Below are 11,253 nucleotides of genomic sequence, written 5' to 3'. Positions count from 1 at the left end.
TGGAGGGCGTGGAGCGTGTTCGCGATATCCCTGGGTGACGACGGCGCCGAGCTGCGTCCGCTGGAACCGTGGCAGGCCGGGGAGTACCTGGCCCACATGGACCGGGGCCGGGACTACATCGGGCGGTACGTGGCGCTCCCGACCGTCTGCACCGACCTCGCGACGTCCCGCGCGTTCCTCCAGGCGTACGCCGACAAGGCCGCCGCCGACACCGGACGCATCTTCGGCATCTGGCTCGACGGCACCCTGGTCGGCGGCGTCATGCTCCGCCTCATGGACACCGCCGCCGGCACCTGCGAGGCCGGCTGCTGGCTGGAACCGTCGGCGGCCGGCCGCGGACTGGTCACCCGCGCGGTCCGCGTCATGATCGACTGGGCGGTGTTCGAGCGCGGCCTGCACCGCGTCGAGTGGCAGGTCTCCTCGGCCAACACCGCCAGCATCAGGGTCGCCGAGCGGCTGGGCATGACCAAGGAGGGCGTGCTCCGCGAGAGCTACCCCTACCGTGGCGTACGGCACGACATGGAGGTCTGGTCCGTCCTCGCCCCCGAGTGGCGCGCGGCACGGGAACAGCGCCCCTGAGAGCCGCCCCGCGCACGGCATCGGGCGGGCGCCTCAGGAGTCCTACGCACCCGGCTGAGGACCTCATGAGCGCGCCTAAGGACCCCGCACCGCCCAAGATGCGGCAGTCTCCCGATGCGGCCCCACCCCCTGGTGGACGAGAGTCGAGGCATCACCACACGCCACGACCTCTCAGGGAGAACCAGATGTTCGCCTACGAACTCCAGCAGGCCCGCCACGCCGACCTCCTCCGCGAGGCCGACGCCCAGCGACTGGCCAATTTCGCCCGGGCCGCCCGCAAGGCCCGCCGCTCCCTCGTCCGCCGATCCGGCGGCCATGCCTCCGAGGGGCGGGTGAACACCGACCACGGCCGGTACACGACGGCGGCCTGACGGGCGAGGGACCCCGGGCCATGACCGGCGCACCGATATCCAGTGCCCCCCTGCCGGAGGGCTGTGCGATGCTCGGCGACGTGGAGAACAGGTCCGTCAGTCCCGTATTCGTCGGCCGGGCCGGTGAGTTGACCGCCCTCACCGAAGCGCTCTCCCGCGCCACCGCGGGAGAGCCACAGGCGTTGCTCGTCGGCGGCGAGGCGGGCGTCGGCAAGACGCGCCTGCTGGAGCAGTTCCTCGGCGAGGCGTGCGCCCAGGGCGCCGTCGTCGCCGTCGGCGGCTGCGTGGAGATCGGCGCGGACGGCCTTCCGTTCGCGCCCTTCTCGACCGCGCTGCGCGCCCTGCGGCGCACCCTGCCCGACGAACTCGCCGCCGCCGCGCAGGGCCAGGAGGGCGAGCTGGCCCGGCTGCTGCCCGAACTGGGCGACGCGGCCGGCCCGGAGCCGTACGGCGAGGACTCCACCGCCCGGCTCTTCGAGCTCACCGTGCGCCTGCTGGAGCGCCTCGCCGCCGAGCGCACGGTCGTCCTGGCCCTGGAGGACCTGCACTGGGCCGACGCCTCCACCCGCCACCTGCTCGCGTACCTCTTCCGCACCCTGCACCGCGGCCGGCTCGTCGTCGTCGCCACCTACCGCGCCGACGACATCCACCGCCGCCACCCGCTGCGGCCCCTGCTCGCCGAGCTGGACCGGCTGCGCACCGTGCGCCGCATCGAACTGCCCCGGTTCACCCGCACGGAGGTCCACCGCCAGCTCACCGGCATCCTCGCCGCCGAACCCGCGCCCGCCCTCGTCGACGACATCTTCCGCCGCTCCGACGGCAACGCCTTCTTCGTCGAGGAACTCGTCGTCTGCCAGGAGAGCGGCTGCGAGCCCGGCGGCGGCCTCAGCGAGTCCCTCCGCGACCTGCTGCTGGTCCGGGTGGAGCGGCTCTCCGAGGACGCCCAGAAGGTCGCCAGGATCGTCGCCGAGGGCGGCTCCACGGTGGAGTACGGCCTGCTGGCCGCCGTCGCCCGGCTGCCCGAGGACGACCTCATCGAGGCGCTGCGCGCCGCGGTCAACGCCAACATCCTGCTCGCCGTGCCGGACGGCGAGGGCTACCGCTTCCGCCACTCCCTGGTGCGCGAGGCCGTCAGCGACGACCTGCTGCCCGGCGAGCGCTCCCGCCTCAACCGGCGCTGCGCCGAAGCGCTGGAGGCCGACCCCGGTCTCGTACGGGCCGACGAGCGCAGCACCCGCCTCGCCAGCTACTGGTACCACGCCCACGACGCCGCCAAGGCGCTGCCCGTCGTCCTGCGCGCCGCCGTCGAGGCCCGCAAGCGCCACGCGCACGCCGAGCAACTGCGGCTGCTGGAGCGGGCCATGGAGCTGTGGGACGACGTCCCCGCGGACGTACGCGCCTCCCTGCGGCCCATCGACTACGCCGAGGCGTATCCGGCGTGCGGCTGTCCCGACACGACCCCCCTGCGCTACCTGGACCTGCTGGCCGAGGCGGCCGTCGCCGCGCGGCTCTGCGGCGAACGCGAACGCGCCCTGAAGATCGTCAAGCGGGCGCTGCGGCTCCTCGACGAGGAGGGCGACCCCGCCGAGACCTCCGGCAAGGACCCCCAGCGCGCCGCCTGGTTCTGGACGGAGCGGTCCCGGCTGATGTCGAACCTCGGCCGGGGCGACGGCTGGGCCGAGCTGGCGACCGCGCAGGAACTGGTGCGGGGCCTGCCGCCGTCCGCCGTCCACGCCAAGGTCCTCGCCGTGGCCGCCGGCTGGGGCATGCTGCACGCCCCCGGCCCGGAGAGCCTCGCCGCGGCCGAGCGGGCCGTGGAGTACGCCCGCCTCGTCGGGACCGAGCCCGTCGAGCTCAACGCCCGGCTCACCCTCGGCGGGCTGATGGTCGACGCCGGCGACATCGAGGCCGGCCTCGCGGAGATGCACGCGGTCCTCGACCGCGCCCGCGTGCTGTGCGTGCGCAACGAGGCCGGACGCGCCTACGTCAACATCCCCTCCTGCCTGGAGTCCGTCGGGCGCTCCCGGGACGCGGTGCGGATCGCCCGGGAGGGGCTGGCCTACTCCCGCGAGTCCGGCCTGCGCGACAACGAGGGCTGGGTGCTCTGCAACCTGGTCGAGTCGCAGATCTCCCTCGGCCACTGGGACGAGGCGAGCGAGGGCGCACGCCGGCTCCAGCGCATCGCCTACAGCACCAAGCCGCGCGGCGGGGCGCACCTGAGGCGCGCCCAGCTCGCCCTGTTCCGCGGGGAGGCGTCCGTCGCCGCCGAGCACCTGGCGCTCGCCCGGGAGGCCTACGGCACGCACGACCCGATGATGCAGTACCTGCTGCCGCTGGCCCAGGTCGGGCTGGGGGCCGCCGCCGCGCAGGGCCGCATCGCCGACGTACGGGCCGGACTGGCCGAGGCGGCGCGCGACGGCTTCCCGACCGGCAGCCAGCGGTACGCGTGGCCGCTGCTGCTGGTCGCCGCCACGGCGGAGGCGGAGGCGCGCGGGCTGCCGGCCGCGGAGGAGGGCCGCACCGAGGCGCTGGAGCTGATCCGCTCCTGCGCCCGCCGGCTCGCCACCCACGTCCCGGTGTGGCAGGCGCACGCGCTGTTCGTCGCGGCGGAGGCGGCCCGCGCCGAGGGCCGTGACGACGCCGACCGCTGGGCGGAGGTCGTGGTCGCCCTCGGCCCGCTGGAGCGCCCCTACGAGCTGGCGCGCGCCCGGTACCGCTGGGCGGACGCGCTGCTCGCCCGGGGCGGCCGGCGCGACCGGGCCGCCGAGCTGGTGCGCGAGGCCCACCTGGTCGCCGCGCACCTGGGCGCCCGCCCGCTGCGCGAGGACCTGGAACTGCTCGCCGCCCGCGCCCGCCTGCCCCTCGCGGCGCCGCGGGCGGCCGCGCCGGAACCGGCGGACGAGGGCTTCGGGCTCACGCCCCGCGAGCAGGACGTCCTGCGCCTCGTCGCGGCGGGCCGCACCAACCGCCAGATAGCCGAGGAGCTGTTCATCTCCCCGAAGACGGCGAGCGTGCACGTCTCCAACATCCTCGCCAAGCTCGGCGTCTCGGGCCGCGGTGAGGCCGCCGCCCTGGCCCACCGTCTCCGGCTGCTGTCCGAGGTCCCGGCCTGATCGGCCTGATCGGCCTGATCGGCCCCGGCCCGTCCCGAGCCGGCCCGTCCGCCCTGCCCGCGAGGGACCGTCCCGCCCCGGGCGTCAGGCGTCCGGGGCGGGACGGGGCGCGCGGACGGTGACCGTGCCCGACGCGAGGTCTATCGGGCCCCGCGCCGGATCGTTGTCACCGAGGTCCTCCCGGGTCAGCTCCAGCCGCCTCAGCTCGTCGTCGGTGTGCTTGCGGCCCGGCGCGAAGAGTTCTTCCATCAGGTTGAACACGGATTGCCACCTCTCATGTCACCTCCAGCTGGAGGATCCTGTCGTCGCCCGCCTCCGGTGTGCCCCGGCCGTCCGTCTCGCTGGTCACCAGCCAGATCTTGTCGCCGCCCGCCGCCAGGACCGTGCGGAGCCGTCCGTACCGTCCTTCGAGGAACGCCTGCGGGGCCGCCGCGGGTTCCGCCCCGGCCAGCGGGACGCGCCACAGCCGCTCGCCGCGCAGCCCGGCCATCCAGACCGAGCCCCCGGCGACGGCGATACCGCTCGGCGAGGCGTCGGCGGTGCTCCACTGCGCGACCGGGTCGACGAAGCCGGTCCTGCCGCCCTTGCCCTCCGTGTTCGGCCAGCCGTAGTTCTTGCCGGGCTCGATCAGGTTCAGCTCGTCCCAGGTGTTCTGCCCGAACTCGGCCGCCCACAGCCGCTTGTCCCGGTCCCAGGCGAGCCCCTGCACGTTGCGGTGCCCGTACGAGTAGACGACCGAGTCCGCCGAGGGGTTGCCGTGCACCGGCTGCCCGTCGGGCGTCATGCGCAGGACCTTGCCGGCCAGCGACTTCTCGTCCTGCGCGAGGCCGGTGTCACCGGTCTCGCCGGTGCCCGCGTACAGCATCCCGTCCGGGCCGAACGCGATACGCCCGCCGTTGTGGACGGTGCCCTTGGGGATGCCCCGCAGCACCGTGTCGGGCGCGCCCAGCTGCTGGCCGGCCGGTCTGCGCTCGTCGTACAGCATGCGGGCGATGCGGTTGTCGGACTCGGTGGTGAAGTAGGCGTACACCAGGTGGTCCGAGGCGTACGACGGGGAGATCGCCAGCCCGAGGAGGCCGCCCTCGCCCGCCGGAGCCACCCCCGGCACCGAGCCGATCACGGTCTTCGCGCCGGTCTCGCCGTCGACCCGGGTGATCGTGCCCTCGTCGCGCGAGGAGACCAGCAGGTCGCCGTCCGGCAGGGCGGCCAGGCCCCAGGGCGACTTCAGCCCCTCGGTGAGGGTGGAGACGACCGCCACCGCGCCCTTGGCGGGCGGTGCGGACGGCTTCGGCGGGGTGGGCGAGCCCGGCGGGGCGGAGGCGGCGGGCGGCGATCCGGCGCTCCGGCCGCCCGTGGGGCGCCCGTCCTCGCCGGACGAGCAGCCGGTGCCCAGGAGCAGGGCGGCAGCGGCCAACACGGCCGTCACAGCAGGTCGTTGCACAGTTCCGATCCCTTCAACGGCGGGGTGAGCCGCGTGTCCACCCTTGATACACCGCCGGCGCCGGGGAATCAGTCCCACGACCCCCTCGCCGGCGGCAGGGCCGCGATCTCCGCCAGGTCCTCCGCCGTCAGCGACAGGCCGGCCGCCCGGGCGTTCTCCACCGCCCACCGCTCGTGCTTCGTCCCCGGCACCGGTACGACGTGCCGGCCCCGTCCCAGTACCCACGCCAGCGCCACCTGCGCGGGGGTGACCCCGGCCGCCTCGCCGCCGTGCCGCTCCGCCACCCGCCGCAGCCCCACCACGATGGGCTGGTTCGCCGCCATCATCTCGGCCGTGAACCGGGGGTGCCGCGCCCGCAGGTCCTCGGGCTCGAATCCGCCGCCCGGCGTCAGGGTCCCGGTCAGGAAGCCGTTGCCGAGCGGCATCGCCGCCAGGAACCCCACGCCGCGCGAGACGCACCACGGCAGCAGCCGCCGCAACGCCTCCGGCGACCACACGGACAGCTCGGCCTGCACCGCGCTCACCGGGAAGACCTGCTGCACCCGCTCCAGCTGCCGAATCGTTCCCTCGTACAGATCCGTCCGGGCCGCCCCCGCCGCGGCCCGGCGCGGGGACCGTACGGCCATCGCGCACAGTCCGAGCGCCCGCACCTTCCCGGCCGTCACCAGTTCCGCCATCGCCCCCCAGGTCTCCTCGACCGGCACCTCGGGATCCGCGCGGTGCAGCTGGTACAGGTCGATGACGTCCGTCTGGAGCCGCCGCAGCGAGGCGTCGCACGCCCGCCGCACGTACCCGGGCCGGCCGTTGGCCACGATGTGCTGGTCCCCGACGAGCAGCCCGCACTTCGTCGACACGAAGGCGTCCGCGCGCCGCTCCTTGAGCACCCGCCCCAGCAACAGCTCGTTGGTGAAGGGCCCGTACATGTCGGCCGTGTCCAGCAGCGTCACCCCGGCGTCGAGCGCGGCGTGCACGGTGCGCAAGGAGCGGTCACCACGCTGTCGCGAAGCGCTGTACGCCCAGCTCATCGGCATGCAGCCGAGACCCACAGCACCTACTTCGAGCGCCGTCGCCCCGATCGTCCTGCGCTCCAACTCCCCGTACCCCTCCTCGTGCCGCACCCCAAACTAACCTCCTGACCATGACTGCTGACGTGTGGCTCCCCATTCCGGCCGACGAGATCGCCGGGCTCCCCGCCCCCGCCGAGTCCGGCCTGACCTACCGCTTCTGGGACGGCGGCCCGGACTTCCCGGCCGACCCGGCCGACTGCGTGTTCTACGTGGTGCCCTACATGAAGGGCAGCGAGATCGCGGTGCGCCCGATGGCGGCCATGACCTCGCTGCGCGTGGTCCAGACCCTCTCGGCGGGGACCGACCACGTGACACCGGGGCTCGGCCTGCTGCCGCCCGGTGTGACGCTGTGCAACGCCAAGGGTGTGCACGAGGCGAGCACCGCCGAGCTGACCGTCGCGCTGATACTCGCGTCCCTGCGCGGCATCCCGGGTTTCGTGCGCGGCCAGGACCGTGAGGAGTGGCGGGCCGGCTTCTACCCGGCGCTCGCCGACAAGTCCGTCCTGATCGTGGGGTACGGATCGATCGGCGCCGCCATCGAGGACCGGCTCGCGCCCTTCGAGTGCGCGCGGGTGGCGCGCGTCGCGCGCTCCGCGCGCACCACCGAGCGCGGTCCGGTGCGGGCGCTCGCCGATCTGCCCGCGCTCCTTCCCGAGGCGGACGTCGTCATCCTGTCCACGCCCCTGACCCCCGACACCCACCACCTGGCGGACGCCGGGTTCCTGGCCCGGATGAAGGACGGCGCCCTGCTGGTCAACGTCGCCCGCGGTCCCGTCGTGGACACCGAGGCGCTCCTCGCCGAGGCCGGCAGCGGCCGGATCACCGCCGCCCTCGACGTCACCGATCCCGAACCCCTGCCCCAGGGGCACCCCCTGTGGCACGTTCCGGGGGTTTTGATCAGCCCGCACGTGGGAGGTTCCACATCGGCGTTCATGCCCCGCGCGAAGCGCCTCGTCGCCGGGCAGCTCACCCGTTTCGCCGAGCGCGCGCAGATGCGGAATATCGTCCTCACCACCTCCTGACCACGCTCCGAAGCGAATTGGGCGCCCTGCGTACCCATAACACTGATGATCGTCACGGAGCGTAGAGCACCCCTGTCCCTGAGTGACGATCCTGGTGTATCGTCCCGATCTGGGGGCCGCGTCGAGCACCAACCGGCGCTGGGGAGCGACGTGATGACCGATCAGAATCCGAGGGGGGCGACGGGCGATGCACGGTCGATGGGCGTACGAACCGACGCGACGGGGCAGCCGACTGCGACCCCCGACCGCGTCCGGGACACCGACGCGGGAGCCCGGCCGCGAAGCGGCACGGACACGGGCGCAGGCGCCGGACCCGGCACAGGCCGCGGCGGTGCCGGAGACGGCACCGCGGTCGGCGCCGACGGCGCCCCGGCGCCCGCACCGCCCCGAGCCGCTCGCGGGGGTGTCCCCGTGAGCGCCCCGGGAGTGCTCATCGAGCGCCCCGCCGTCACGGGCGGCGGGACCGGAGACGCGAGGAGCGGCGGCGCCCCGCACGACCCGGGCGGCTCCGGCGGCCCGATCTGCCAGCTGCTCCTCGCCGTGCTCTGCGGGAGCTACGCCACCGGCGCCGCCGTGGGCTGGGGCTCCGAGGAAATGGCGCTGATCATGGGGGACTTCGGCCTGAGCGCCGCCGCCCTGGTCGCCGCCGTCTCGTGCTTCGTGTACGCCCGCAGGCGCGGCAGCCGCTTCCGGGTCGCCTGGCTGCTGTTCGCGTTCTCCTCCGCGATGGCGGCCGGCGGCAACACCGTCTGGGGGTGGTACGAGGTCGTGCTCGACCGCGAGGTGCCGCAGCCCTCGGTCGCCGACCTGTTCTTCCTGCTCTTCGCGCCGCCCGCCATCGTCGGGCTGCTGGTCCTCGCCAAACGGCCGGTCACCCGCGCCGGATGGATCTGCCTCGCCCTGGACTCCTGGCTGATCGGCGGCTCGCTGCTGACCCTGTCCTGGAGCCTGGCCCTCGCCCACACCGCCCACTTCGAGGGCGAGAGCGTCGCGCGGGCCGCGCTCTCCCTGGCGTACCCGCTGCTGGACATCGTGCTGGTGAGCATGGTCCTGGCGCTGCACTTCCGGCGCTCCCAGGCCAACCGCTCGGCCGTGCACACGGCGATCGCCGCGCTCGCCCTGACCGTCCTGTGCGACGCGCTGTTCACCTCGCCGCTGCTGCGCGAGCACTACCAGTCGGGCCAGCTCCTCGACGCGGGCTGGTTCGCGGGCTCGCTGCTCCTGGCGTACGCCCCCTGGGGCGCCAGCCGCGCTCCCGAGCACCCCCACCCGCCGCGCGGGCCCCGGCCCCACAGCCGTCCCATCGCCGGGTCGCTGGCCGCCCTCACGCCCTACCTGGCGGCCGCCGTCTGCACGCTCGGCATCCTGTACAACGTCATCGAGGACCGCTCGGTGGACCGGGTCGTCGTCCTCACCGGCTGCACGGTCGTGCTCGCCCTGGTCGTACGCCAGGGGATCATGCTCCTCGACAACATCGCCCTCACCCACGAACTGGCGCAGAAGGAGAACCACTTCCGGTCACTGGTGCAGGGCTCCAGCGACGTGATCATGATCGCCGCCCCGGACGGGGTGCTGCGCTACGTCAGCCCGGCCGCCTCCGGTGTGTACGGACGGGAGGCGGACGAACTCATCGGCTCCGAGCTGGCCGCCCTCATCCACCCCGAGGACCTCGGCGGCGTCGTCCACGAGGTGCGGCGCTTCCTGGCCGCACCCCCGTCCGAGGAGCCCACGACCCGGATCGAATGCCGCTTCCGGTCGGGCACCGGCGACTGGCTCAACGTCGAGTCCACCGTCAACCGCCACCAGGGCGGCCTGATCTTCAACAGCCGCGACGTCACCGAACGGGTCCGCCTCCAGGCGCAGCTCCAGCACAACGCGGAACACGCCCCGCTCACCGACCTGCCCAACCGCGCCCTGTTCACCCGGCGCGTCCGCCAGGCCCTCAGCGGGCGGCGCGCGGGCGACGCGGGCACCGCCGTGCTCTTCATCGACCTCGACGGCTTCAAGGGCGTCAACGACCGGCTCGGCCACCAGGCGGGCGACGAGCTGCTCATCCAGGCCTCCCGCCGGCTCCAGGACTCGGTACGGGCCGGGGACACCGCGGCCCGCCTCGGCGGCGACGAGTTCGCCGCGCTGATCCTCGGCGACGGCAACCGGGACCTGTCGGCCCGCGAGCCGCAGGTCCTGGAGATCGCCGACCGGCTGCGGCTGACGCTCTCGCAGCCGTACCGGATCGAGGGCCAGGAGGTGCGCGTGGCGGCGTCCATCGGCGTCGCGTTCGCCGAGGCCGGCATCGGCGCCGGGGACCTCCTGCGCAACGCCGACCTCGCCATGTACCGCGCCAAGGCGGGCGGCAAGAACCGCGTCGAGCTGTACGCGCCCCAGATGCAGGCCGACGTCGTACGCCGCACGGAACTGGCCGGCCGGGTCCGCACCGCCGCCCGGGACGGCGAGTTCGTGCTGCTGCACCAGCCGGTGGTGGACCTCGCGACCGGCCGGATCACCGCCGTCGCGGCACAGGCCCGCTGGCGCTCCGCCAAGGGCGTCCTGTACACGCCGGCCGAGTACCTCCGGGTCGCGGAGGACTCCGAGCGCACCGCCGAGTTCGACGGCCGGCTCCTCGAGGAGGCCGTCGAGCAGGCGGCCGAGCGCCACCGGCTCGGCCACCACGTGCCCGTCTCGGTCCGCTTCCCGGCGCGCAGGCTCGTCGACCGGTCCATGCCGCTCGGCACCATCGAGGCGCTGCTCACCAAGTACCAACTCCCCTCCGGCTCCCTGATCATCGAGCTGTCGGAGAGCGACCCGCGGATCTCCTTCGACGAGCTCGAACAGCGCCTGGCCTCCCTGCGCCGGCTCGGCGTCCGGGTCGCGCTCGACGGATTCGGCAGCGGATATGCCGCGATCAACGCGCTCAAGCGGCTCCCGGTCGACATACTGAAACTGGACAGGGGCCTGGTCGAGGGCGTCGTGGAATCGGCCCGGCTGCACAAGATCACCAGCGGGTTGCTCCGTATCGCCTGCGACCTCGGCATGCAGTCGATCGCCGACGGCGTGGACGTACCGGAGCAGGTCCTGGCGCTACGCGCGATGGGGTGCACCCATGGGCAGGGCATGGCCTTCTCGGGCCCCCTCGACGAGCACCGGCTGCGCCGCGCCCTCGCGCGGGGCGCGTATCCGGTGCCCAGGGGCGCCGTGCTGCCCGCGTTCACCCTGGGGGGCCGCTCCGGCCGCCTGCCGGGTGTCCTGCCCACCGGCCTGGTCGGCGTCCTGCCCGGCTCCCGGTCCGGCTCCCGCTCCGGCACGGCCCTCCCGGCCGGCGTCCCGAGCACCGCGTCGCTCACCGCTCCCGACCCGGCGCCCCGGCCCCTGCCCGGCGGCGTCCCCGGCCAGGTACCCGGCCCCGCACCGGGCGGCCCGGCCGTCCTGCCCGGCGCCCGGCTGCCGGGCCCGCTGCCCGGCGGGTCCGGGGGGCAGCCGGCGGGCCCGGCCACCACGGTCGCTCCCGGCGACGGGCTGGACGCGACCCCCGGCACCACGCCGCCCCGCGGCGGACCCGGCGACACGGCGGACCCGGCCCCCGACACCCCGGACGGGCACGCCGCACCCGCCACGCACGGCACCCCGGACGTGCCCGGCACACCCGCCCCGCCCGCCCCGCAC

General features: G+C 74.7%; 8 protein-coding genes. 5 read left to right on the top strand and 3 right to left on the bottom strand.

What is annotated here, in order from left to right; all coding sequences use genetic code 11:
- Nucleotides 1–15 precede the first annotated feature (15 nt).
- The 3 genes from A4V12_RS25230 to A4V12_RS25220 all read left to right on the top strand — a co-directional run bounded on the left by A4V12_RS25230 (nucleotide 16) and on the right by A4V12_RS25220 (nucleotide 4,063).
- Nucleotides 16–579: a GNAT family N-acetyltransferase gene (locus A4V12_RS25230; protein ID WP_064071712.1), complete on the top strand. Its 564-nt coding sequence runs from the start codon at nucleotides 16–18 to the stop codon at nucleotides 577–579.
- A 185-nt stretch (nucleotides 580–764) separates the two neighbouring features.
- The gene (locus A4V12_RS37115) at nucleotides 765–950 is read left to right on the top strand and encodes a hypothetical protein (protein WP_064071711.1); all 186 of its coding nucleotides are present in this window, start codon (nucleotides 765–767) and stop codon (nucleotides 948–950) included.
- 20 nt (nucleotides 951–970) lie between these two features.
- Nucleotides 971–4,063 (top strand): helix-turn-helix transcriptional regulator, encoded by a 3,093-nt coding sequence (locus tag A4V12_RS25220; protein WP_234372333.1) that lies wholly within the window; start codon nucleotides 971–973, stop codon nucleotides 4,061–4,063.
- Nucleotides 4,064–4,147: 84 nt separating this feature from the next.
- Here A4V12_RS25220 and A4V12_RS38145 read toward each other — a convergent pair whose 3' ends face one another.
- The 3 genes from A4V12_RS38145 to A4V12_RS25210 form a co-directional block, all read right to left on the bottom strand.
- A complete protein-coding gene (locus A4V12_RS38145; protein ID WP_199831383.1) occupies nucleotides 4,148–4,324 on the bottom strand; it encodes a DUF6191 domain-containing protein in 177 nt (58 codons plus the stop codon).
- Between the two features lie 13 nt (nucleotides 4,325–4,337).
- Complete coding sequence (locus A4V12_RS25215) at nucleotides 4,338–5,489, bottom strand: PQQ-dependent sugar dehydrogenase (RefSeq protein ID WP_064071709.1); 1,152 nt, start codon at nucleotides 5,487–5,489, stop codon at nucleotides 4,338–4,340.
- A gap of 83 nt (nucleotides 5,490–5,572) precedes the next feature.
- Nucleotides 5,573–6,595 carry an aldo/keto reductase gene (locus A4V12_RS25210; protein ID WP_064071886.1) on the bottom strand — a complete coding sequence of 341 codons (1,023 nt, stop codon included), beginning with the start codon at nucleotides 6,593–6,595 and terminating at the stop codon, nucleotides 5,573–5,575.
- Between the two features lie 47 nt (nucleotides 6,596–6,642).
- Here A4V12_RS25210 and A4V12_RS25205 point away from each other — a divergent pair, with 47 nt between their 5' ends.
- Together A4V12_RS25205 and A4V12_RS25200 are read left to right on the top strand one after the other, a co-directional pair.
- Nucleotides 6,643–7,593, top strand: a complete 951-nt coding sequence (locus A4V12_RS25205) for a 2-hydroxyacid dehydrogenase (protein WP_199831382.1) — start codon at nucleotides 6,643–6,645, stop codon at nucleotides 7,591–7,593.
- 411 nt (nucleotides 7,594–8,004) lie between these two features.
- Nucleotides 8,005–11,253, top strand: a 3,249-nt coding sequence (locus tag A4V12_RS25200) for a putative bifunctional diguanylate cyclase/phosphodiesterase (protein WP_234372332.1), incomplete at its 3' end; no start/stop codon positions are given.

The organism is Streptomyces noursei, from assembly GCF_001646665.1.
In the GTDB taxonomy this organism is placed as follows: Bacteria; Actinomycetota; Actinomycetes; order Streptomycetales; family Streptomycetaceae; genus Streptomyces; species Streptomyces lavendulocolor.
The sequence above is the reverse complement of the archived record's forward strand: the minus strand, read 5'-3'. Positions and strand labels throughout refer to the sequence as shown.

What these genes read in the sequence shown, in the direction of transcription:
- A4V12_RS25220 (WP_234372333.1), top strand. Translation starts at nt 971, where the DNA reads ATGACCGGCGCACCGATATCCAGTGCCCCCCTGCCGGAGGGCTGTGCG.
- A4V12_RS25205 (WP_199831382.1), top strand. Translation starts at nt 6,643, where the DNA reads ATGACTGCTGACGTGTGGCTCCCCATTCCGGCCGACGAGATCGCCGGG.
- A4V12_RS37115 (WP_064071711.1), top strand. Translation starts at nt 765, where the DNA reads ATGTTCGCCTACGAACTCCAGCAGGCCCGCCACGCCGACCTCCTCCGC.